18 protein-coding genes are annotated in these 24,106 nt (G+C 33.6%); 10 read left to right on the top strand and 8 right to left on the bottom strand.

The genetic code is table 11. From position 1 onward, the window contains the following. Positions 1–5: 5 nt before the first annotated feature. Together OM075_RS17375 and OM075_RS17370 are read left to right on the top strand one after the other, a co-directional pair. The gene (locus tag OM075_RS17375) at positions 6–1,220 is read left to right on the top strand and encodes an MFS transporter (protein ID WP_301191806.1); all 1,215 of its coding nucleotides are present in this window, start codon (positions 6–8) and stop codon (positions 1,218–1,220) included. A gap of 690 nt (positions 1,221–1,910) precedes the next feature. Continuing rightward, positions 1,911–3,905 carry a methyl-accepting chemotaxis protein gene (locus OM075_RS17370; protein WP_301191805.1) on the top strand — a complete coding sequence of 665 codons (1,995 nt, stop codon included), beginning with the start codon at positions 1,911–1,913 and terminating at the stop codon, positions 3,903–3,905. Between the two features lie 527 nt (positions 3,906–4,432). Here the strand turns inward: OM075_RS17370 and OM075_RS17365 are convergent. Together OM075_RS17365 and OM075_RS17360 are read right to left on the bottom strand one after the other, a co-directional pair. Then, a complete protein-coding gene (locus OM075_RS17365; protein WP_301191804.1) occupies positions 4,433–4,807 on the bottom strand; it encodes a GxxExxY protein in 375 nt (124 codons plus the stop codon). Positions 4,808–4,990: 183 nt separating this feature from the next. Further along, a complete protein-coding gene (locus OM075_RS17360) occupies positions 4,991–5,713 on the bottom strand; it encodes an MBL fold metallo-hydrolase (RefSeq protein ID WP_301191803.1) in 723 nt (240 codons plus the stop codon). A 451-nt stretch (positions 5,714–6,164) separates the two neighbouring features. Between OM075_RS17360 and OM075_RS17355 the strand changes: the two genes are divergently transcribed. The 3 genes from OM075_RS17355 (at position 6,165) to OM075_RS17345 (ending at position 11,771) form a co-directional block, all read left to right on the top strand. Beyond that, positions 6,165–8,483: an NPCBM/NEW2 domain-containing protein gene (locus OM075_RS17355; protein ID WP_301191802.1), complete on the top strand. Its 2,319-nt coding sequence runs from the start codon at positions 6,165–6,167 to the stop codon at positions 8,481–8,483. 169 nt (positions 8,484–8,652) lie between these two features. Further along, positions 8,653–9,447: an energy transducer TonB gene (locus tag OM075_RS17350; RefSeq protein ID WP_301191801.1), complete on the top strand. Its 795-nt coding sequence runs from the start codon at positions 8,653–8,655 to the stop codon at positions 9,445–9,447. Between the two features lie 86 nt (positions 9,448–9,533). Continuing rightward, on the top strand, positions 9,534–11,771 hold the full coding sequence (locus tag OM075_RS17345; protein ID WP_301191800.1) for a peptidase U32 family protein: 2,238 nt from the start codon (positions 9,534–9,536) through the stop codon (positions 11,769–11,771). A 101-nt stretch (positions 11,772–11,872) separates the two neighbouring features. On the opposite strand, the gene OM075_RS17340 is transcribed toward OM075_RS17345, so the two are convergent. Then, entirely contained in the window at positions 11,873–12,079 is a 207-nt protein-coding gene (locus OM075_RS17340; protein WP_301191799.1) for a hypothetical protein, read from the bottom strand. 784 nt (positions 12,080–12,863) lie between these two features. Between OM075_RS17340 and OM075_RS17335 the strand changes: the two genes are divergently transcribed. After that, entirely contained in the window at positions 12,864–14,084 is a 1,221-nt protein-coding gene (locus OM075_RS17335) for a porin family protein (protein WP_301191798.1), read from the top strand. Positions 14,085–14,173: 89 nt separating this feature from the next. Here the strand turns inward: OM075_RS17335 and OM075_RS17330 are convergent, their stop codons facing one another. Then, positions 14,174–14,326, bottom strand: coding sequence for a hypothetical protein (locus OM075_RS17330; RefSeq protein ID WP_301191797.1), 153 nt, complete (start codon positions 14,324–14,326; stop codon positions 14,174–14,176). Between the two features lie 455 nt (positions 14,327–14,781). Here OM075_RS17330 and OM075_RS17325 point away from each other — a divergent pair, with 455 nt between their 5' ends. From OM075_RS17325 to OM075_RS17310, 4 genes are all read left to right on the top strand, one after another. Beyond that, positions 14,782–15,294: a DUF3124 domain-containing protein gene (locus OM075_RS17325; RefSeq protein ID WP_301191796.1), complete on the top strand. Its 513-nt coding sequence runs from the start codon at positions 14,782–14,784 to the stop codon at positions 15,292–15,294. 75 nt (positions 15,295–15,369) lie between these two features. Next, the gene (locus OM075_RS17320) at positions 15,370–16,905 is read left to right on the top strand and encodes a carbon-nitrogen hydrolase family protein (protein WP_301191795.1); all 1,536 of its coding nucleotides are present in this window, start codon (positions 15,370–15,372) and stop codon (positions 16,903–16,905) included. 98 nt (positions 16,906–17,003) lie between these two features. Continuing rightward, positions 17,004–17,540, top strand: a complete 537-nt coding sequence (locus OM075_RS17315; RefSeq protein ID WP_301191794.1) for a lipocalin family protein — start codon at positions 17,004–17,006, stop codon at positions 17,538–17,540. Positions 17,541–17,557: 17 nt separating this feature from the next. Further along, positions 17,558–18,736: an MFS transporter gene (locus OM075_RS17310; protein ID WP_301191793.1), complete on the top strand. Its 1,179-nt coding sequence runs from the start codon at positions 17,558–17,560 to the stop codon at positions 18,734–18,736. A 48-nt stretch (positions 18,737–18,784) separates the two neighbouring features. On the opposite strand, the gene OM075_RS17305 is transcribed toward OM075_RS17310, so the two are convergent. The 4 genes from OM075_RS17305 to OM075_RS17290 all read right to left on the bottom strand — a co-directional run bounded on the left by OM075_RS17305 (position 18,785) and on the right by OM075_RS17290 (position 24,099). Next, entirely contained in the window at positions 18,785–19,264 is a 480-nt protein-coding gene (locus OM075_RS17305; protein ID WP_301191792.1) for a DUF2062 domain-containing protein, read from the bottom strand. A 252-nt stretch (positions 19,265–19,516) separates the two neighbouring features. Next, a complete protein-coding gene (locus OM075_RS17300) occupies positions 19,517–20,533 on the bottom strand; it encodes a sialidase family protein (protein ID WP_301191791.1) in 1,017 nt (338 codons plus the stop codon). 38 nt (positions 20,534–20,571) lie between these two features. After that, positions 20,572–22,848: a GH92 family glycosyl hydrolase gene (locus OM075_RS17295; protein WP_301191790.1), complete on the bottom strand. Its 2,277-nt coding sequence runs from the start codon at positions 22,846–22,848 to the stop codon at positions 20,572–20,574. A 171-nt stretch (positions 22,849–23,019) separates the two neighbouring features. Then, positions 23,020–24,099: an alpha-L-fucosidase gene (locus tag OM075_RS17290; protein ID WP_301191789.1), complete on the bottom strand. Its 1,080-nt coding sequence runs from the start codon at positions 24,097–24,099 to the stop codon at positions 23,020–23,022. Positions 24,100–24,106 lie beyond the last annotated feature (7 nt).

Below are 24,106 nucleotides of genomic sequence, written 5' to 3'. Positions count from 1 at the left end.
TAAATATGCAACAAAACTCCAAATCAGTTATATCGCAGGGACTAATCTTTTTATTGGCGTTAGCGGCAGGTATCTCAGTAGCCAATCTTTATTATAATCAGCCATTACTGGCAGATATTGCAAAAACATTTCATATCTCGTTTCAAAAGGTTGGCTTATTATCAACATATACTCAACTAGGCTATGCCTTAGGCATATTTTTATTTGTACCATTGGGTGATATCCGCGAAAAGCGAAAAATAATACTGATACTAATCTCGTTGGTGACAGCTTCTCTGATTGGGGTTGCAACATCGCACAATATTACCCTATTGTATGTTTTTAGTTTTACCGTTGGATTAACAACCGGAATTCCGCAGTTGATCGTTCCTTTGGTAGCTCAACTTGTGGCGCCGGAAAAGAGAGGTAAAGCCATTGGTACCATAGCAAGCACCATGTTAATAGGCATATTAATGGCCCGAACAGTATCTGGTTCTATTGGCTATATGTTTGGCTGGAGATATATGTTTGCATTTGCTGCTTCAATGATGGGTATTTTAGGTGTTGTGCTGTATTTTAAACTGCCCAAAACACAGACTGTAGAAAACTTAAATTATCTAAAGCTTTTAAGGTCCTTATTTGAAATCACAAAAAAATACGGAGCGCTTCGTAAAGCTGCTATCACAGGAACAATGATGTTTGGGGCATTTAGTATGTTCTGGACCACATTAACCTTTTTATTGGAAAGTCCAGCTTTTGGTTTAAATACGAATCAAATAGGATTATTCGGTCTGGTGGGCGTTGTGGGAGCCATGGGAGCCCGTATGATTGGAGGTTTAAATGATAAATTAAGTTCCAATAAAATCATTTTGTCATGCATATTTATTGGCATCATATCCTATTCTGTTTTAGGTTTATCTCCTTTAAATATATGGGTTGTTATAATTGGTATCATAACCTTGGATTTTGGAGTGCAGGGAACAATGGTTTCCAATCAAACTGTAATTATGGGAATAAGCAGTAATGAGGGTAGCAGATTGAATACCGTATTTATTGTAGCAAATTTTATTGGCGGGGCAATTGGTTCTGCCGTAGGTTCACTGGCTTGGGAATTATATGGATGGAGCGGCGTTTGTTCTGTAGGTTTTTCAATGATTTTTGTGGCGCTGGTAATAAATATGAATTTGCAAAACACTAAAGTTGCAGTTAGAGCGCAATTATTGAGGATTAAAAATAAGTAATCATATGCATTTTGGTTTATTTGCTGAGGCCCAATTAGATCCTTATAAAGCAGATTTCTATTCTTTAGAAGGATAATTGTGTTGTACACTATAGTATTTATATAATAAAGATAATATCTCTCAATAAATAGTATTCCTATATAAGATTCATACATTCAAAGTATTCCTAGATTACAAATTTAGCTTCTGAGAAGCTGACATGAGTGACTGCCTCTTGATATATATATTAATATCAAAACCATCTCTTCAGATTCATGTATTCAACGGTATAATACACTTTACCATACACTAACATGCTTCCTCCATACCATTGATGTGGTACAATAGTACCAAAGGGGTAGTACTAAATATATAAATCGAATTATAAAAACAGTACAATATACCCTTTGGGCTGATATTCAGTCATTTTATATTTACAATTACTTAAAATGGCTTAATATAACAATATATCTAAATCCTAAAATTATGAGTTTATTAGTATTAAAAGCAAACCTTATTAACCTCACACACTTAAATCAGGAAAGATATCTACATCAATTCTGGGACATTTTTTAGAGACCTGTCATTTACACAACACCTATATAACAATATAAAACACAACCCGAATGAAGCTTAAACCTAATTGTGGATGGGAATAGCTAAAGCGGAGTCAACTTTTTACGACTAACACAAACATTAAATTTAAAAGTTATGAATTTTACAAAAAAACTAACCACCTACTTCCTTGCTATAGGAGTCATAACGGTTTGCGTTTTAGGGGTTATTTCCTATACGTCGTCACGTAAAGCATTAGTAAATAGAACTTATGATCAGTTGTCTTCTTTAAATCAGATTAAAAAGCATCAGTTAGAAGATTTCTTTGTAAAAAAAATGGGGGATATTAAAGTATATGCTTATAATTCAGCTGTTCAATTATCTGTTCATCGCTTTGTAGATGCTTTTAATGAAGGAGGATTACATGATCCTCAATATCAGGAATGGATTAGATTACATGATCCAAAGCTGAAAATGTATGTGGATGAATATGGATATTACGACTTGTTTTATATTTCACCAAAAGGAGATGTGGTTTACACCGTAGCTAAAGAAGCTGATTTGGGACAAAATCTTCTTTCCGGAGCTATTTCAAATTCAGGATTGGCAAAAGCCTTTTTACAAGGGAAAAAAGATTTCGGTATCGTTGATTTTTCATATTATGATATATCAAAAGAGCCGGCTGCTTTTGTTTCAGGACCTGTAAAAGATGATAACGGAACTCTTATTGGTGTTATGGTTTATCAAATTTCACTGGAATCTATAAATAAAGTAATGCAGGAAAGTACCGGATTGGGGGAATCAGGGGAAACTTATTTAGTTGGTGATGATTATACATTAAGAAGCGATAGTCGTTTTTCAACAGAACAAACTGCGTTAAAACAGCGAGTTGATACAGAAAGTGTAAAAGATGCGTTTGCAGGAAACAGGGGAACCAATATCATTGAAGGTTATCGGGGAATACCTGTACTAAGTTCTCATGATAAATTGGATATTAATGGTTTAAATTGGGTAATAATTGCGGAAATTAATGAGGCAGAAATTATGCAGCCGGTTATTCATATGCGTAACATAATTTTAGGTTCAGCTTTAGTGTTATTTTTAGTCATATTTTTTGTTACGTATTTAATTAAGAAAGAGATTAGAAGTACCTTAGGAGAGGAACCAGAAGAAATTGCCAGGATTGCTGATAATATTGCCAAAGGAAATCTGAATATTAAATTTAATGAAACATTAAGTCTACAGGGAGTTTATCAGTCGATGCATACCATGTCTGAAAAACTTAAAGAAATTATTGCGAATGTGATATCAGGTTCAGAAAATATTGCAGGAGCAAGTCAACAATTAAGTTCGGGGGCTCAACAAATATCCAGTGGGGTAAGTGAGCAGGCTGCATCTGCAGAAGAAGTGTCTTCTTCTATGGAACAAATGGCCGCTAATATTCTTCAAAACTCTGAAAATGCTTTGAAAACCATGGATATTTCCGGGAGAGCATCTAATTCTGTTGAACAAGTAGCTGTTGCCTCAGAAGAAAGTATGAAGGCTGTAAGAGATATTTATGCTAAGATAAATGTAGTAGTAGAAATCGCGGAGAAAACAGATTTATTAGCCATTAATGCTGCAGTTGAAGCAGCCAGAGCCGGTGATCAGGGCCGTGGTTTTGCTGTTGTTGCAGCTGAAGTTAGAAAACTGGCTGAACGCAGTCAGCTTGCAGCCAGTGAAATTGTTGACCTTGCCACCAATGGATTAAGATTAACAGAGGATTCTAATAAAAAACTTAAATCTATTGTACCCGATATTCAGGAAACATCAAGGTTAGTGGAAGAAATAGTATCTGCCAGTCGAGAACAGGAGGTTGGTGTTAATCAGGTAAACACAGCAATACAGCAGCAGAGTATGGTAACGCAGCAAAATGCATCTTCATCTGAAGAAATGGCCAGTAGCTCAGAGGAAATGGCTGCTCAGGCTGCAGATTTACGACAAATAACACAGTATTTCATAATTGAAGAAGAAACACACCATTACCAGAAAAAGACATCATACAATATGGATCTTAGATTGAACACAAAAGGCAAAACAAATGGCAATTACCATAATTTTAATGAGGTGATTCATAATGAATATTCTGAACAAGAATATCAGGAAATGTAAAACCGTTATTCCATTTCATATAAAAGGGGTAAGTTTGGGCTAACTTACCTCTTTTTTTATGGACAAAATAAATTGGACATGATTAACAGGATTGATTTACATCCTGTAAATGTTTAGTATAAAGAATCGCAGATTCAGTATCCTGTAAATCCTGTAAAACCTGTCTGTTACTTGAAGTTTTTCATTTAAGATCTGTTATCTATTAAATCTGGTTTAGAGATTAGGGATATATAGCATTATACATTTTAATTAGGACATGATTAACAGGATTGATTTACATCCTGTAAATGTTTAGTAAAAAGAATCGTAGATTCAGAATCCTGTAAAACGTGTAAATCCTGTCTGTTACTTGAAGTTTAGTATTTAAGAATTTCTGTATATTGACTCTGATTCAGCTATTTGGGTTATACGACATTATACCTTTTAATTGGACAGGATTTACAGGATTAACAGGATTGATTTACATTTTGTAAATCATGTTAGTATGTCCATTAATTATTATCTTATTTATGTTAAAATAGAATTATTTAGTTGTTTTGATATACCCTATATTTTCTCTTGATTTGTACAGATTCACCAAAGTTAATTAATAAGCCTATATCTATTTTTGTAGCCTGTAAGTAATTTACTAATTGCACTTCATGAATTTTTGAGATTTCAGATACAGCTTTTAATTCTATAATAATTTCGTTGTTTATTATAATGTCAGCAAAATATTCGCCTACAACCTCATCGTCATAATAAACAGAAACTGGGGATTGTATTTTTACTTCTAAATTTAGTTTTTTGAGTTCTATAGCCAGGGCATTTTCATATACTTTCTCAAGAAATCCAGAACCTAATGTGTTATGAACTTTGTAGGCGCATTTGATTATTTGATGAGTTAAGTCTTTTTTCTGCATGGTTTGTTTAGGTTTGGTTGGTTATTACAAATTGGTTAAGAATTCAAGATTGATAATAGGTTATATTTTATAAGACAGGATTAACATAATTAACAAGATGAATTTACATTTTGTAAATGTATTATAGAGAAGAATTTTAGATTCCAATCCTATTAATCTTGTTAATCCTGTCTGTTAATTAATTTACTTCATATCTCTTATTCTAACATCGATATTACTTCCTTTTAAAAGCTCTGTAAGCTTGCTGGTATCTGTATTTCCAAAATGATAAGGATACAATATTTTAGGTTGAATCGTTTTTGCAGCATCAGCAGCCATTTCCGGAGTCATAGTATAAGGAAGATTCATGGGTAAAAAGGCTACTTCAATATTTTTCAGGTTTTTCATCTCTGGTATATTTTCAGTATCACCGGCAATATAAACAGAAGTGCCATCAATAGTTAAAACATAACCATTACCTACACCTTTAGGATGCCATGGTTTTCCAGGTTCGCGCATGTGAACCAAATTGTAAGCAGGAACAACATCTATGTTTCCCCAAGGAGTTTTGTTTTTATCCCCATTGGTCAGGAATTGAACATCTTTAAAACTGGTTAATCCATCTTTGCATACAGAAGGAGCTATAATAACAGTGTTGTCTTTCAAAATAGGAGAGATGGCACCGGCATCAAGATGATCGCCATGGTCGTGGGTTATTAAAATATAATCAGCATCAGGCAAAGATTCGTAATTACCTACTTTTGTCCATGGATCAATATGGATAATGGTTCCCTGGTAATCGATATATAAAGTTCCATGGCCAAGAAGATGAAGCGTAAATGAACTATTTTTTGTTTTAATAATATCCTGAGCAGACACTAGTGTTGCAGTCATTAGCAGAACGAATAAAAGTATTTTTTTTATCATGATAGTATATATTTAAAGTATTTGATTGGTAAAATACGAAAAAAAGTAAAGGTACCTCTAAGAGATGGTCATTCTATTGAAGAATAGACTATTATTGTTTTGTTGGGTGGACAATTTGCTTGATATGTCTATATATTTGAACAAATAATGCACCTAAAAATCGTGATAATATTATAGATTTGGTACGTTTTTATAGAATCTTATATGAATTCAAAAAATTACTGTATTTTAAATATCTTATATTAATTAAAAATATTAATACGCTTATTTATCACATAGATGAAACAAGTATGACCTGTTTTTAGTTCAGACATGTTTTATCTTGCATCTAAAATCAAATTTTAAACAGATGAAACGAACATGTAAATTTGATTGTCCCAATTCACACACAAGAGGATGATTAAATTTATTTGTGAGTTCCATGTGACCAAATGAAACAAATATTAAACACATGAAAATTCTAAATCTTAATTCTTTTGTAGCTCTGATATTTATACTGGGAGCTTGTAATGAAAAGAGTAAATCAAAATCTACCAGCGAGGAGTTAATCGGATTTAAGCAATGGGCTGCCACTCCACCAATGGGCTGGAATAGTTGGGATTGCTTTGGACCTTCAGTAGTTGAGGATGAAGTTAAAGCAAATGCTGATTATATGGCAGAGCATTTAAAAGAATTTGGTTGGGAATATATCGTAGTTGATATACGTTGGTTTGCCGACAATCAAACAACTGGTCATTATAATCCATACGATGAAACAGATTTCATTATTGATGAGTTTGGCAGATATATGCCATCTCCTAAAAGGTTTCCTTCAGCTGCAAACGGAGCTGGATTTAAACCTTTGGCGGATTATATACATGATAAAGGATTAAAATTTGGTATTCATATTATGCGTGGTGTTCCTAAAGAAGCGGTATTTAATAAAATGCCTATTAAAGGAACCAATGTAACAGCTGATCAGATCTATTCTACAGAATATGAGTGTACCTGGTTAAAAGATAATTATACTATTGTAAAAGGAAAAGAAGGATCGCAGGAGTATTATAACTCAATTTTAGATTTATATGCATCATGGGGTGTTGATTATATTAAAGTAGATGATTTGTCCCGTCCATATCATACAGATGAAATTGAAATGATCCGTAAAGCGATAGACCAATGTGGACGTCCTATTGTATTCAGTATGTCGCCTGGAGCTACACCCATTGATCAGCATGAGCATGCAAAAAACAATGCGAACCTTTGGAGAACCATCGATGATTTTTGGGATAACTGGGCACAGTTAAACTACTCATTTACCATGTGTGCTAAATGGGCTCCATATATTACAAAAGGTGCCTGGCCAGATGCAGATATGCTTCCTTTAGGTAAATTTATTCGTGGCGAAAGAGCTACAGATCGTTATACAAACTTTACTAAAGATGAGCAATATTCATTAATGACTTTATGGTCCATGTTTAAGTCACCATTGATGTTTGGTGGTAACTTGCCGGACAACGATGAGTTCACTAATGAAATTATTACCAATAAAGAAGTGTTGTATGTAAATCAGCATTCAGAAAACAATAAAGAGTTGTATTCAAAAGATGGTATGACTGTTTGGACAGCTGAGGATCCTGCAAACGGAGATATGTTTGTGGCTTTATTCAATAATGAAGGCGACGGATTTGTTAAGACTAAAGATCTTTTATACAGAAGTGGTACTGTATCGCACTTAACTGATGGATTTGGTGAAAATATAGATGTAAAGTTACCGGAAGGAACTACCGAGTTATACTTAATTGTAAATGATGGTGGTGATGGACACAGCTGGGATCATGCCGATTGGATTAATCCTGAAATTGAGTTATCAACAGGAAAGAAAATTAAACTTACTGATCTTAAATGGGAGTATGCAACTGCCGGATGGGGTAAGGTTAGTATCAACAAAAGTGTTTCAGGTAAAGAACTTAATGTAAAGGGTACAGTTTATAAAAATGGTATTGGAACGCACTCCAAATCTATTATTATGTATCAGATTCCTGACAACAGCGTTCGTTTTACAGCATTTGCCGGTTTAGATAAAGCTGCAACAGACGTAAAAGGAGGAACTACAGTTGAGTTTATGTTGGCAACTCAAGATCCAACTCCTCGTAATGTTGATATTAAAAAGGCTTTGGTAAATACAGGTAGAATAAGCAGAAGAATTGCTCCTAAAGGAAAAGAATTAGAGGCTGATATTACCGGAGCTGACAAACTATATTTAGTGGTAACTGATGCTGGTGATAAATTTAATAACGACCATGCTGACTGGATTAATCCAACACTATACAATGATAAAGGAGAAACACTTTCTTTAACTGACTTAGAATGGACAAGTGCAGATAGTGGTTGGGGTAAAGTACAAAAAAACAAATCGGTTGCCGGAAAAACCTTAACGGTTGCCGGAAAAACTTATCAAACAGGAATTGGAACCCATTCTAACTCTGTGATTGTTTATGATATTCCTGAGGGATATACCAAATTTAAAGCTTTGTGTGGATACGATGATGAGGTTAAAGATGCTGCAGATGGTGTAACAATGGAGTTTTTAGTTTATACAGAAAACCCAGTGCTTAATAATTCTAAATCTATTCCTATTCATTTAAAAGAATTAGGTTTTGAAGGAGAATGTACTATTCGGGATTTATGGAATCATGAGGATTTAGGTACAGTTTCAGCAGAAGAATTTGCAACAACTATTCCAACTCATGGTGCTGGATTGTATCGAATTTCCGGAACCAGAAAGTAAAGAGACATAGACGCTTAAACTAAATAATTTTTCAATAAGTTAATTTCCCATTCCGAATATGGATTTCATATTTGGGATGGGTTTTTTTTGTTATAAAACTTATCTTTAGTGCATAATAACCTGAATTAACCGTAAAAACTTAGTCGATTTCAGGTTAATAATATAACATATGCAGCGAATTTATATCTTCTTCATCTTAATATTAATTGGAGTATCAATGTACTCGCAAACAGAAAATGGTTCAATTGTCGATTTTCAAATTGATGATGAGGAAGTAATGTCTGTTATTGATAAATCGCCAGAGTTCCCCGGAGGAAATGATTCGCTATGGTGTTTTATTGAATCCAATCTCGACTTTAGAATATTGAACAAAACAGCCTGGCAAGGCGAAGTATCTGTATATTTTATAATTGATTCAGTTGGTAAAGTTGTTAACGTTCAAACTCAATCTGAGAGTAAACAAGCAAATAAAAAGCTAGTGTTGGACAGCCTGATTGAAAATGAAATTAAGAGAGTAATACAAATGCTACCACATTGGAAACCTGCTTTGCGTTACGAACAACCAATCTGGGTTAAATACTGCCTACCTATTGCAATTCCCTATAAAGAGAATAAATGTTCGCATCTTGTAAATCAAATTGCTGCCTTTGGGAGTGTGGATGAGATGGCTCAGTTTAAATACAACGGGAACAATGATACGAGGGAAAGTTTAAAATCATTTATTCAGAAGAATATGAAGTGGCCAAGTCAGGATGATTGTTTCGGGAAGGTTTATGTACGTGTTGTTGTAAACGAAGATGGCACATTGTCAGATTTTGTTATTCTTAGAGGACTGGATGGTTGCAGAGGCTTTAATGAAGAAGCTTTGCGGCTTATTAGTGTTATGCCTCGATGGATTCCTGCAAAAATAGAAGGTATGCCGGTAAATTCGTATATTATAATTCCTATTAGTTTTATTTTTTAGTATATAATATTTAGTGACTTGTAGCTGTTACTCTATATAACTAAATCTATTAGGCAACCCACAAATTCTTCTATCTTTGCCTTGAAATGAGAAAGATGGAATTATTGGCTCCTGGAGGAGATGTGGATAGCATAAAAGCTGCAATTATAGGTGGGGCGGATGCGGTGTATTGTGGATTAAATAAATTTAATGCCCGAAACAGAGCTGCAAATATCAGTATAGATGATTTGATGGGTATTGTAAAACTAGCTCACGAGCACAATTGCGAAGTGTTTCTTACGCTGAATATTCTGATTCTAGAAAGTGAAATCCCGGCCTTATTTCAATTGTTAAACAGATTGGTGAATACTCATATTGATGGTGTTATTATTCAGGATTTGGGATTGTTTTATCTTCTCAATACTTATTTTAAAACTCTGCCTATTCATGCATCTACCCAGTTTACAACCCATAATAGCGGACAAGTTAAGTTTTTAAGTAAATTGGGTGCCACTCGTGTTAATTTGTGCAGGGAGTTAAGTCTGGATGAAATTAAGGATCTGAACAAGATTTGTAATTCTTTAGATGTACAAACCGAAGTATTTGTACATGGTTCGCAATGTCTTTGCTTTTCCGGGATTTGTTATATGAGTTCGGTTCAAAGTGGTAACTCCGGTAATCGTGGACGATGCAGTCAGCCTTGCCGCGATCAATATCAAACTACCAACACCGGGCATCACTATCCTTTGAATTTAAAAGATAATTCAGCTTACAACAATATTGAAGAATTGTATCAGGCAGGTGTTTATTCTTTAAAAATAGAAGGACGTATAAAAAAGTACGACTATATCTATTCCGTTGTAAATACGTATAAGCAAAAAATAAAGAGTTTAGATGGTAGTGTTGAATTTCAGGATGATCATCAAAGGCTTTACAAGGTATTTAACAGAGACTTTTCAAATGGATACCTGCGTGGAGATATTAATCAGATGTTTATAGATAATCCTCGTGATCAAACTTTGCAACATTTATTTAATACACAGCAATTGGAGGGTGAGGAAGAAAAGGAAAAAGCTGCACTTCAGCTTTACAGTGAAAAGGATTTGTTAAAACAAGAGGTTAAAACTCAAATAGACCAGCTGAGTATTGATAAAATTCCATTGACAATAAAACTGTCGGGTGAAATGGGGCAACCATTAATGGTCACTGTTATTTCTACAGAAAAATCTTTTACAGTTTCATCAAAAGCAATTCTTACAGACAAAGGAACAGAATCACTTTCAAAAGAAGTAGTACTTAAACGACTTAAGGCGATTAATGATTTGGGTTTTGTTATTGATAAAATGGAGTTAGGTGCTCATCTGAAACAGATGTTTATTCCCTTTAAAGAACTGACTTCCATAAAAAAGATGCTGCTTTATTTATTAAATGATTCAAAAGAGATCATTGAACATGTTTCCATTCCTAAGCTAAAAACTTTGTTAAACACAAATGTAGAGCCATCGCTTTCTGTTGTAATTTCATCGCTTGAGGATTTAGATTTTTGTCAGCAAACCGATGCTAAAATATATTTCAGGATACCTTCAAGCATTGGTTCGCAGTGGGATAAATTGGTACAGCTATTTCAAAATAACAGGAATCTAATACCTTGGTTTCCTGCTGTGATTATTGGCGATGATTATGAAAAAGCATTGGAATTTATACTTACTATTCAGCCTGGTTTAGTAGTTACGGATAATTCAGGAATAGCTTTTACAGCTTACGAACATGGAATTCCCTGGATTGCAGGACCAGGATTGAATATAATCAATTCGTATAGCTTGAAAACTCTGAAAGAAACGTTTAATGCAGCAGGAGCTTTTGTCTCCAACGAAATTAACAAGATGCAGGTTCAGCGTATTGTAAAGCCCAGGGAGTTTAAGTTGTTTTATAGTATTTATCATCCTATAGAGTTAATGACTACCCGACAGTGCTTATTTAAGCAGACAATTGGATGTAATAAGGCTAAGATGGATCATAGTTGTCTGGCTACATGCAGTAAAGCTGCCAGTATTACCAATATGAATGGTAGCAATTATATAATAGAAAAATCTAAAGGTAACTACCATCGTATATACAATGATCAAAGTTTTTTAAACCTGGATATTATTGAGCAAATACCAAACTTTTTTAATGAGTTATTTATCGATTTAAGTAACGTAAAAACGAATACAGAGCAACATAAAAATACTTCAGCGTTGATATCTTTATTTAGTGCAGCAATAAAAGGTGATAGAAATGCAAAAGAAAAATTAAGGGATAATATTTTACATACAACATGCAAACAGTATGTAAAAGGATTGTAGAGCTGTTTAATCAGTATTTTAAGTAATTGCAAAGTAAACAATTCAAATGTTAACCAATAAGGCTACAAACAAAGTGCTTACTTTGCAATAACAGAAAAATTTTAGTTTACTTCTTGAATCACGGCATCGAACGATTCTTTTTGAGTGATATTAGTAAGCTCTTTACCACCTAGGCAGTCTAAACTTCCTTCTATCTCATCGCCAACGTTCACAACAGAACATCCAACAAGTTCAAAAACAGATACAATAGTATCAGTCTTTACTTCATAAAACCCATCCAAACGAGTTTTTGTAACTACTCCTTTCATATGTATAAATTTACTTTAATTACCATATGGAACTCACCTAATTTAAGGCTCGTTTCATAATATATTGATTTAATAAAAACAATGTGTAATAGATGATGCCAGGATTGCAGTCATCTCTGCATGGGTGGTATAATGAAGTATCAAAGATATGTAAAAAATTAATTGGAGATTATAGCAGGACTATTTTAATTTTTTTCAAGTGATCCTTTGTGAAAATTAGGATTTATATTGTCTCTTGCTCTTTATCATAATTAAATGCATAGATTTCAGGGTAATTTATTAAAGAAGTTTACAGCTCAAATCATATCTGTCCTAAATAAAAAAAAGATTTCAATTCTTTAGCAGGTTCTACATGGCATCAGCCAATGAACCAAAAAACAAGGTTAGCTTGACGGTTAAAAATCGTTTTTGTTTGAACGCAGTGAGTTTAAACGATTTCAGTCAAATAACTGTAGTTTTTTGAGAGAAGTGGGTGCAGCCTTGATTTTCTTTGCTTCGTTTCTTGTATCAAAACAAGAATTAAAAATCGTGAATACAATTAAAATAATAAATACGTTATGAACAAATGAAGTCGGGTCTGGGTGAAACGCCAGTTAACAAAAATAATTAGGACAGTTCTGAGCTCAAATATAAATTGATGTCTTGTTTTATGGATTACGCACATGCGTTAATCAAAAAATGATGCATGTTGGAATATATGACGAAAATATTCTGCTTCTTTGCCAAAATATTTAAAAGGATTTTATATCCTGACTAAACAAATTAATTAATACCAAACAAAAAAATGAATAAATTACTATTTATTGTTGTTCTACTATCCATTATTGGGATAGAATCTAATGCTCAGGTAATATTTGAAAAAGGTTACTTTATTAATAAAGAAGGGCAAAAAACAGAATGTTTTATCAAAAATTCAGATTGGCGAAATAACCCATCGTCATTTGACTTTCAAACTACATTAGGGGCACAAACTCAAAAAAAAGTTATTGAGGACGTAAAGGAGTTTTGTATTTATAATCAGGCAAAATTTGTATCTGGCAAAGTTCAAATTGATCGCTCCAGTAGTAGTGTAGATCAATTGAGTTCAGATAGAAATCCTGTTTTTGAGGAAGAAACCTTATTTTTGAAAGTTCTGGTAGAAGGAAAAGCCTCATTGTATTCTTATCAGTATGGTAACTTAAAGCGCTTTTTTATTCAGATTCAAGACTCACCTATTGAGCAGTTGATATATAAGTGTTTTGAGTTTCAGGATAGAATTCAGGAGAACAATTCGTATAAAAATCAAATTATTACTCAATTAAAATGTACTTCAATAGGATTTAAAGAAATAGAAAATCTACGTTATGATAAGAATCAGTTGGAGCAGATTTTTGTAAAGTATAATGATTGCAGCAATTCAACATATACTGTATATGAATCAAAAAGAAATACTGATTTTTTTCATTTAAGTATACGTCCGGGTATTACGAATAATAATTTTGATATGGAAAAATCTGGTATAGATTACCGGGATTCAAAATTTGAGAATAAAATAGGTTTTAGGTTGGGTGCTGAATTAGAATTGGTTTTGCCCTTTAATAAGAATAAGTGGAGTGTTTTTGCAGAGCCAACTTTTCAGTATCTGAAAGCAGAAACATCAAGAGAAACAGATATGGTTTTTGGAGGTAAGCTTATTACAAAGATCAATTACAATGCTGTTGAATTACCGATTGGAGTGCGACATTATTTCTTTTTAAACGATAAATCAAAGTTATTTGTGAATGGTTGTGCATTGGTTAATGTGATGCATAATTCTGAACTTAAGTTTGAACAAACTAATGGTGCGGAATTAAGCAGTCTTGATATCAGTTCGAATATTTGTCTTGGTATTGGAGCAGGATATAAGTATGACAAATATAGTTTGGAAGTGAGGTATTATTTAAACCGTGATATATTAACTGATTATGTAGATTGGAATTCAAACTTTAAGTCGTTGAATATCGTTTTTGGCTATACATTGTTTTAGTCTTATGTCAGGCCTTAATTATTAGACAAAATATTAAAAGGGACTTTGTAGAGAAGTCCCTTAATCAGATAAAATAAATCGTTTATTTCTTACAAGTTTTCTAACAATGTTTTTTTAGAACGAGGTTTTCTTGCATGTGGTGAATCTACATGCTTTTCTCTCTTAATTTCTCTCTTTTCTTTTAAAGAATGTGCAGAATCTTTTTTCTTTTTACCATCAAGTAACTTTTTTTCGTGTGACATAGTATAGTTTTTTAAGTGTACTTAATCATTATAACATTTACAAAAAGTTATAAATCTAACATTTAACTAAAAAGAGTCCTCTAATATTAAACGAATTCGAACCATTATAAATTTACAATATAAGGTGTTTTCTGTCAAGATGTTTTGGTGTATTACTACTGGAATTTTTATTGCTGTTTAGGAGGTTTTTCACTTAATAGTTTGTTTGAAATATTTGCAGGCAGTAAATAGGTCCTTTGACAAACAGAAATATGATCATAAAAATGCGCTGACAATTATTTCTTAAGGATTTATTGTATTTTCTATTTCGTTTTCAATCTAATCCACAATAAGTTTTTCATGCTCGTTTCATTAAAATAATAATCCTGATTTTTATTAAAAAAGGTCCTTCAAACTAAAACTTATTTTGCACTATTTGGTTTATATTTATAACTACATTGCTAAACAAAACCTCAATGATGAAAGCTGTATTTAAAATATTATTTATCCTTCTTTTAATGACTTCCTGTCAAAATAAAACGGTAGTGGAGCAAATGCCAAAAGTAAATTGGGAGAGTAAAAAAGTGATTAACCAGGATCTTAGTGTAATGATGCATGGTAAAACATACTTGCCCGTTTATTCACATATTTATCATACCCAGGAGCATAAAACTTTTGATTTAACAATAACTGTTGGAATTCGTAATATTTCAGTGTCGGATACAGTTTACATTACTAAGGCAGATTATTTTAATACTGAAGGACATAATATTCGTCAGTATATTAAAGAACCTATTTTTATTAAACCGATGGAAACTATTGAAATAGTTATTGCAGAGGAAGACAAGGAGGGAGGTTCAGGAGCTAATTTTATGTTTGACTGGGCTGTTTCTAATCCCAATAATCATCCTTTGTTTGAAGCTGTAATGATATCTACATACGGTCAGCAAGGTTTATCTTTTACAACAAGAGGTGTAGAGGTTAATTAATAATTCGTGTTTACGCAATTTAGTCTGTTTAATTAGTTTTCATATTTGTATATCAAATAAAATAGCAAAGATATTATGGAGTTAAAAGATATTCAATCAATTGATAATATAGAGTTAGTATATCTTAAGTTAGAAGATTACGATGAGATTAAGAATGCAATGATAGAGGCCTATTCTAATATGCCCAATGCTTATTGGAAGGAGCATCACATTAAAGCATTAATAAATAAGTTTCAGGATGGTCAGGTTGCCATTAAAGTGGATGGAGAATTGGCAGGTTGTGCCCTTTCTATTATTGTAGACTATTCAAAGTTTGATGACAAGCACACTTATAATCAAATTACAGGTAACTATACATTTAATACACATACAAGTAAAGGTGATATTCTTTACGGTATTGATGTTTTTATTCGTCCTAAGTTTCGTGGATTACGCCTGGGACGACGTTTGTACGATTATAGAAAAGAGCTTTGTGAAAAGTTGAATTTAAAGGGGATTGTATTTGGTGGCCGAATTCCAAAATATTATCAATATGCCAAGGAATTAACACCTCGTCAGTATATTGATAAAGTAAGAAATAAGGAGATTCATGATCCTGTACTTAATTTTCAGATGTCGAACGATTTTCACCCGGCTCGTATTTTAACAGGCTATTTGGAGGGTGATACGGAATCAAAAGAGTATGCCGTATTGTTGGAGTGGGATAATGTGTATTACGAAAAGGAAACACATACAGCAACATCAACAAAAAGTATTATTCGTTTAGGATTGGTACAATGGCAAATGCGATTGTATAAAGATATGGATGAATTAATGCAGCAGGTAGAATACTTTGTAGATGCTGTTTCTGGTTACAGATCAGACTTTGCGTTGTTTCCTGAGTTTTTTAATGCACCACTCATGTCGGAGTACAATCATTTATCAGAACCTGAAGCCATCCGTAAGCTCGCCGAGTACACTGAGGAAATCATCAAACGATTTTCAGAACTGGCCATATCTTACAATATTAATATTATTACAGGAAGTATGCCCGAAGTAGTTGATGGAAACTTATTTAATGTGGGTTATCTGTGTAAAAGAGATGGAGGTATTGAACGTTTTGAAAAGCTGCATGTAACGCCTGATGAAGTTAAGGTTTGGGGATTACAGGGTGGAAGCAGAGTAAAAACTTTTGATACAGATTGCGGTAAGATTGGTATACTGATTTGTTATGATGTGGAATTCCCTGAAGTAAGTCGTATGTTAGCTGATGAGGGAATGAATATCCTTTTTGTACCATTCTTAACGGATACTCAAAACGGTTACTCGCGTGTTCGTCATTGTGCTCAGGCCCGTGCTATTGAAAATGAGTGTTATGTAGCTATTGCCGGAAGTGTAGGTAATTTGCCTAAAGTTCACAATATGGATATTCAGTACGCGCAATCAATGGTGTTTACTCCTTGCGATTTTTCATTTCCAACCAATGGTGTAAAAGCTGAAGCAACACCAAATACTGAAATGATATTAATTGCAGATGTGGATGTGGATATGTTAAGGGAATTAAATCAGTTTGGCAGTGTAAGAAACTTAAAAGACCGAAGAGAAGATATTTATTCGATAACCAGAAAATAAGTAGTATCCTGAGTTCTATGCAAAGATATGAACTCAGGTAACACCTTTTATCGAAGAAAACAATTGAAATAAGCCATAAAAATGAAATGATTAGGATTATGAAGCATCACAAGTGGATTCTGAATTTATTTATCATAGTGATTATGTTTGGACTTTGTTCTTGCAGAACAATACCCAAAAATGCGGTTGCTGTTCAATCGTTTGATAAAACAAAATATCTGGGCAAGTGGTACGAAATTGCCCGACTCGATTTTAAATATGAAAGAGGACTCAATAATACAACAGCGGAATATTCATTAAACGAAGATGGTAGTATCGGAGTTTTGAACAAAGGCTATGACTATACAAAAAAAGAATGGAGAGAAGCCATAGGGAAAGCCAAATTTGTTAAAGAAGAGCATATTGGAATGCTGAAAGTATCTTTCTTTGGGCCCTTTTATTCTGGTTACAATGTATTGGCTATCGATGAGGATTATCAGTACGTTTTGGTTTCAGGAAAGAATTTAGATTATCTTTGGATCCTTTCAAGAAAAACCAGTATTCCCGATAGTATAAAGCATGATTATCTGAAAATAGCTGAAGATATAGGGTTTAATACATCTGAGCTAATTTGGGTAACACATGACAGGGAGTAAAATATTTACAGATAATAATGAACCAGGAAATAAAGCTGTTAAAAGATAGAAGACTATATGTTATTTTCAGTATCACACTAATTGGAGTTTTAGGAGTTGCCAGTATTACACCTGCATTGCCTAAAATTTCGCAAATATTTCAATTAACAAAAACACAAACCGGATTATTAATCAGTGCTTTTACATTTCCTGGTATATTTTTAACTCCTGTTGCGGGTGTAATAGCAGATCGATGGGGAAGGAAAAGGGTGCTGATACCAAGTTTATTTCTTTTCGCTATTTCTGGTTTTGCCATTTTCTTTGTGCGTAATTATCATTACGTGCTTTTACTTAGAGTTATTCAAGGCTTGGGAGCTGCTCCTTTAACGTCCATCAATACCACGTTAATCGGTGATTTTTTTAAGGGAAATAAACGTCCTCAGGCCATGGGCTATAATGCTAGCGTGCTAAGTTTATCAACAGCATCTTATCCATTAATTGGAGGTATTTTGGCCGGAATAGCATGGAATAATCCTTTTGTGTTAGCATTGTTGGCTATTCCCGTTGGATTATTTGTAATCTGGGGAATTGAAGAGCCTGATATTGATCGACCAGCCAATTTTAAACAATATTTTAAAGAGTTTTCTCAAAGTCTGTTTCGTAAAGAAGTGATTGCAATTTTTATACTGGGAATACTTACATTTATTATTTTGTATGGCGCATTTTTAACATATTTACCTTTTTTACTAACCCAGAAATTTAATCTTACAGCTCCGCAAATAGGTATGCTTCTTTCCTGCAGTTCGATAACCACAGCAGTAGTTGCCACGCAGGTAGGTAAATTAACATGGAAATTTGGAAGTGTAACATTATTAAAGATCGCCTTTGTGCTTTATTTTTTAGTTACCATTTTACTACCCAATTTAAATACCTTAATAGTTTTTTTAATCCCGGTTATGCTCTTTGGCTCAGCTCAAGGTTTGAATATTCCAAGTTTACACACTACGCTCGCTAATTTGGCTCCGGATAACCAACGTGGTATATTTATGTCAATAAATGGCATGGTCATCAGAATTGGTCAAACCTTAGGCCCATTAATAATAGGTGTTGGATATGCCATTGATGGATTAAGTGGTGCTTATTATCTGGGAGCCATTATGGCAATACTGGGTCTAGTGGTTTTGTTTTCTATGATTACTGATAAAACCCGGATTTAGTGTAGGTGACGGATCTTTTCTGTAACACCCGCTTAGTTTACTTTGTTATCACCTGAACGAATTAATAGGTTGTGGAATGAATTTAAGCTTTTTAATAAGAGTTTTTGATATAATATATAACACAGGGATTGATATTAGTGATGTTATAATCCAAAGCAGAAGACCATATATATTCCAGGCACCAAGTACTACAATTGCCCCTAGTGTGTTTTCTTTGAATAAGGCAAGAATATAACTCGTAGAAAAATATATTTCATCGTTTGATAACAAAAGCGTACCATACTTTATAAAAGGAATGAAAAGTAATAGTTGTAGTGGATACACAACATTGGTAATCAGTTGAACGAGTACATGGTTTAATTTTAACCGCCAGGCAAAGAATATGCTTAAGTAGATATTTACACCAAGAAAGAATGGTATGGTGCCTAATACAATTCCAATAGCAAAAGAGAGCGCAATTTTGTGTATGGAAAGTTCTGCACTAAGTAACTCAATAAATTTTAATTTCAGTTTTTTTAAATACTTCATAGGTTAGGTTATTAAAATATGGTGGAATGATTTGTTTTAAAGTTCAAATATATAAATAATCAGTTTACTTGGTATTATTTTATGTATTATAAATATTATTTTTTGTTTAACTAATCGATAGCTAAATGTAATTTGTAATAATTCAGGAGCAGGAATGATAACACTATAAAACAAGAAACCGGAACCGCAAAGAGAGAAATGATTGTTGCGATTCCGGTTTCTACCACCTATTGTTTATGAAAAATTATGGTATCATTCTATGTTAAATGATACGTGTTTGATATATTCTCTATTGTAGGTATAAAGAATATGTATTTTTTGATCCGTTGTTTGAATAATAGCAGGATAGCTAAATTCTCCTTTTTCATGATTTTCTAAATCGAAAAGATGTTTCCATTTAATACCATCAACGCTGTATTCAACATCTAAAATATTTCTTCCGTAAAACCATTCCGGTCCTTGTTTTAGAGGATTATTAACCACTAAAAACAATTTGTTATTAATATCAATGGCATCAATACCCGAATTGGAATTCACCACACTCAAAGAATCCATGTTACTCCATTTTTTACCATTGTTAACCGACCAACTGGTAATAATGGTATTGTGTTTACTTCGGCATAGCATCTGAATTTTATTTTCAGGATGTATGATGAAGGTAGGTTGAATCACATCGAAGTTTGATGTATTAGGAACGTTTACCTTTGTCCATTGGTTTTTACTTTCATGATACAATTCAACGTGAACTCTCCATTGATTTGTTTCTGTACTTTCAGTACTTGATCCGCAAATAATTAAACCATCTTCTAATTCAATGGGCTTATTTCTGATCGGCCCCAGAAAACCATCAGGTAAAAAGGTCTCTTTACTCCATGTTTTTCCATGGTCTTTTGAAGTAATCATAGCTCCAAACCACTCACGGGGATTTTTGCCTACTTTATAAAACAGATATAGTATATCGCTTTTACTTTTGAATAGAACCGGATTCCAACAAGGAAGTGTGTCGTTGTTTTGAATCAATGGTTTAATCAAACAAACAGGTTTCGACCATTTATTGTTCTTAAAAGTGGATGTATATATTCCAACATCTTTAGCTCCTTCGTAAGTTCCGCCAAACCAGGCTGCCATTATTTTATCTTTTTCAACCTCAGCAAGTGTTGAAGCATGACAGTTGTTTGTAGGACGCTCGTTAAAAATATAACAAGAATCTACATTTTGAGCTGTTGTATTAATCTGTGCACCAACCGGCACACAGATTAATATTGTCATTAGAAAATATATACTATATAAAATGGCTTTTATATACATTATTTTACCATTGTTGAATATGGTCTGTTTTCAACAGCTGTACCAAATTCTTTATTAGGAGTATTACCCATTTCAAAAACTAATTCACCACCATTCATGATCTCATCGTATGTGATATAAGAACGGCTGATAGCTTCACCATTTAGGCTGGCGCTTTGAATATAGATGTTTTCTTTACCCTGATTTAAAGCGGTTACCTTGAATGATTTGTTGTTTTCAAGTTTAATTTTTACTTCATCAAACTGAGGAGAACCAAAAACAAATACTCCGTTAGCTGGATTTACCTGGTATAATCCCATTGAAGATAGTAAGTACCATGCTGACATTTGTCCGCAATCTTCATTACCACAAAGACCATCAGGCTTGTCAGTGTACATTTCATCCATAATTCTGCGAACCAACTCAGCTGTTTTCCATTGTTGTCCGGCAAAAGAATATAAATATGGGATATGGTGACTAGGTTCGTTTCCTTGAGCATACATACCAATTAAACCACTAATATCAGCAGAAGCTTGTTCGCCCATATCACCTTTAACAATAAATAAGCTATCTAATTTTTGAGTGAATGCTTCATCAGAACCAAATAAACTGATTAATCCAGGAACATCCTGAGGAACTAACCATGTGTATTGCCATGCATTACCTTCTGTATAATCACCCCATTCGTGGATAGAGTGGAATGGATTAAAAGGAGTTCGGAAGTTTCCATCAGATTTTACGGCTCTCATAAACTGTGTTTCTTTATCGAAATATCGTTCGTAAGCTTTTGATCTTTTAGTATAATACTCAGCATCTTCTTTCTGATCCATATCTTTTGCTAATTCAGCAATGCTCCAATCAGAAATAGCATATTCTAAGGCTTTAGAAACTGATTCTTTTTCTAATTCGCAAGGGATAAAGCCCATTGACTTCATGTATTTCATACCGTAGTCATCACGAGTAGATGAAGCTTTCATTGCTTCTAAAGCTAAATTCTTATCAATATTCTTGAATCCTTTAAAAATTGCATCTGCAACTACAGGAACTGCACTGTACCCAACCATACAATCCGTTTCGCTACCATGTAATGGCCAGATAGGAAGTTTTCCTTGTTGTTGGTAAATAGCCAACATTGAGTTTACCATATCCGAAACTCTTTCGGTTTGAGTTAAGGTATAAAATGGTTGAGCAGCTCTGTATGTATCCCAAAGAGAGAAGATTGTATAGTTATTAAAGCTGGCATTTTTGTATACCTTTTTATCAGTACCTCTGTAATCTCCATTTGCATCATTAAATAGAGCAGGAGCAGTGTAAGCGTGATACATTGCTGTATAGAATGTACGAAGTTTTGCTTCATCAGAGCTTGTAATGGTTACTCTTGATAATTCGTCATCCCATTTTGCTTGTGCCTGAGCAACAATATTGTCAAAGTCCCAGCCAGCATTCTCTTTAACAATGTTATCCAATGCATTTTCACCACTCACTGGAGAAATACCTACTTTAAGCATGATTTGCTCTTTATCCTGAGTAGGGAAAGAGATAATAGCCATTAAACTATCAGATTCTGCTTCGGTGCCTTTTAAAGCCTGATCTTGTCTGTATAATTGAATATCCTTAATAGGTTTTGAAATGCGGATTGCATAATAAAGACGTTGGTCTTTTGCCCATCCTGTTGAAAAACGATATCCTAAAATTGTTGAATCATTAATTAAAGAAAGGCTGGATTTCGTAGGACGGTCCCAACCAATACCTAAATCAAGATTTATAGCAATATGTGATTGATCGTTTTTTGGGAATGTATATTTATGAAAAGCAGTTCTTTCTGTAGCTGTAAGTTCTGCTTTGATATCATAAGTTAAAAGATCAACACTGTAATACCCTGCAATCGCAGTTTCTTTATCGTGTGTGTATTTTGATGAATAACCAGACATTGGTTTTTCAACAGTTCCCGGAGTTACTTTTACTTCACCAGTAAATGGTGTAATTAAAACATCACCAAGATCGCCAATTCCGGTTCCACTTAAGTGTGTTTGAGCAAATCCGGTCATGATAGAATCAGAATAGTGGTATCCTGAACACCAGTCCCAACCTTTAATGTAATTAGTAGGACCAACTTGAACGGCACCAAATGGAACATTTGCACCTAAAAATACGTGGCCATGGTAATCTGTTCCTATGTAAGGATCAATGTAACTTGATAACCTGCTACTGCCAGTTTCTGTTTTGGGTGCAGAACAGCTTGCCAAAATTGCTCCTGTTATCAAAGGGAAAATAAGTTTTCTGATTGATAGTTTCATATGTGTAAATTTGTTTTTAATTGCCATATGGAACTTGCCAATTAAATTATCCTCATGTGTGAGAATTCATTCTCATGGCTTGTTTCATCTGTTATTGTTTTTTGATTTTATTCCTTGTGTTTACTATGTTCTTATTTTGAGTGTGTCTCTACTCAAGAATTTCCATTGCAGCTATCCTGGTTTTATTTTGCTTTTTAATTGCATCAATAATTCAATATCCTTTTTTCTCATAACCCCATTGGTATTGGGAGGACAATTCAAAATCAGAATATTGTCCTGAGCAGTGGCTGTATCATAAATTTCTTCAAGCTCTTCTGCTGATTTGTAGGTGGTATCGTTTGAATTACAAAACCACATTTGACTCATACAAACAGTAGATTCCCACGGCATGTAATAAGTTTTGTTGTTGTGAGTAAATAGTTTAGGATCGTTTTCTGCCGGTAGCATAGGGTCTCCCAATCTGAAATCACTAGGGAAATAACGAATTGGGTAACCTTCTTTTTGATCGTTAGGATATACCACATGAAAATCTGGATTATCAGGTAAACCTATTGACCAGTTGATTCCTATCTGACAATTGGGTTTTCTGGATTTAATTGTGGTATATATTTCTTCCAATGGCCATCTGTTATTTGCTTTTGCCCAACCACCATCAAACCAAAACTCAACAACATCAGTATATTTTTCAGTAATATCAATGAGTTCATTGATCTGGTTAATCATGTATTTATTATATGTTTTATCCATTATGGAGTCATTGGCATAGATTAAAGGATGAACATCTGTGATATAATCATTTCCGTTCTCTTTTCTATCCCACAATGAATAGTATAAACCTAATTCAATGTCGTATTTTTTACATGCCTTAGCAACCGCTTCAATAACATTTGTTTTATTTCCGGAACTTGCTACATCATAGGTTGTGTAGTTACTATCCCATAAACAAAAACCATCATGATGTTTTGAGATCAGGATAATATATTTCATGCCAGCTTCTTTGGCTGTTTTAACCCATTGCTCTGCATCAATTGATGTAGGATTGTATGTTGATGCTGGAACTGAACCATCGGTCCATTCCATATCAACAAAGGTGTTTATCCCAAAATGAATAAACATTCCGTATTTTCTGTTGATTTGTTCCCATTGGGCAGAATTGGGCTTAGATGAAGGTTCAGGGAGTATCCTTTTATCTTTATTGTTACAAGAAAAAAGCAACCATATAAATACACATATTAAAATTATCTTTTGCATGAACCTT

Origin of the sequence: Plebeiibacterium sediminum, from assembly GCF_026013605.1 — a bacterium.
GTDB classification, from domain to species: domain Bacteria; phylum Bacteroidota; class Bacteroidia; order Bacteroidales; family Marinilabiliaceae; genus Saccharicrinis; species Saccharicrinis sediminus.
This window is presented reverse-complemented; position numbering and strand designations above follow the sequence as displayed.

Excerpts from the sequence above, each read along its gene's own strand:
- OM075_RS17330 (WP_301191797.1), bottom strand. The coding sequence starts at position 14,326 with ATGTCACACGAAAAAAAGTTACTTGATGGTAAAAAGAAAAAAGATTCT.
- OM075_RS17345 (WP_301191800.1), top strand. The coding sequence starts at position 9,534 with ATGAGAAAGATGGAATTATTGGCTCCTGGAGGAGATGTGGATAGCATA.
- OM075_RS17340 (WP_301191799.1), bottom strand. The coding sequence starts at position 12,079 with ATGAAAGGAGTAGTTACAAAAACTCGTTTGGATGGGTTTTATGAAGTA.
- OM075_RS17295 (WP_301191790.1), bottom strand. The coding sequence starts at position 22,848 with ATGAAACTATCAATCAGAAAACTTATTTTCCCTTTGATAACAGGAGCA.
- OM075_RS17355 (WP_301191802.1), top strand. The coding sequence starts at position 6,165 with ATGAAAATTCTAAATCTTAATTCTTTTGTAGCTCTGATATTTATACTG.
- OM075_RS17375 (WP_301191806.1), top strand. The coding sequence starts at position 6 with ATGCAACAAAACTCCAAATCAGTTATATCGCAGGGACTAATCTTTTTA.
- OM075_RS17335 (WP_301191798.1), top strand. The coding sequence starts at position 12,864 with ATGAATAAATTACTATTTATTGTTGTTCTACTATCCATTATTGGGATA.
- OM075_RS17370 (WP_301191805.1), top strand. The coding sequence starts at position 1,911 with ATGAATTTTACAAAAAAACTAACCACCTACTTCCTTGCTATAGGAGTC.
- OM075_RS17365 (WP_301191804.1), bottom strand. The coding sequence starts at position 4,807 with ATGCAGAAAAAAGACTTAACTCATCAAATAATCAAATGCGCCTACAAA.
- OM075_RS17325 (WP_301191796.1), top strand. The coding sequence starts at position 14,782 with ATGATGAAAGCTGTATTTAAAATATTATTTATCCTTCTTTTAATGACT.
- OM075_RS17350 (WP_301191801.1), top strand. The coding sequence starts at position 8,653 with ATGCAGCGAATTTATATCTTCTTCATCTTAATATTAATTGGAGTATCA.
- OM075_RS17315 (WP_301191794.1), top strand. The coding sequence starts at position 17,004 with ATGAAGCATCACAAGTGGATTCTGAATTTATTTATCATAGTGATTATG.
- OM075_RS17360 (WP_301191803.1), bottom strand. The coding sequence starts at position 5,713 with ATGATAAAAAAAATACTTTTATTCGTTCTGCTAATGACTGCAACACTA.
- OM075_RS17300 (WP_301191791.1), bottom strand. The coding sequence starts at position 20,533 with ATGACAATATTAATCTGTGTGCCGGTTGGTGCACAGATTAATACAACA.
- OM075_RS17320 (WP_301191795.1), top strand. The coding sequence starts at position 15,370 with ATGGAGTTAAAAGATATTCAATCAATTGATAATATAGAGTTAGTATAT.
- OM075_RS17305 (WP_301191792.1), bottom strand. The coding sequence starts at position 19,264 with ATGAAGTATTTAAAAAAACTGAAATTAAAATTTATTGAGTTACTTAGT.
- OM075_RS17290 (WP_301191789.1), bottom strand. The coding sequence starts at position 24,099 with ATGCAAAAGATAATTTTAATATGTGTATTTATATGGTTGCTTTTTTCT.
- OM075_RS17310 (WP_301191793.1), top strand. The coding sequence starts at position 17,558 with ATGAACCAGGAAATAAAGCTGTTAAAAGATAGAAGACTATATGTTATT.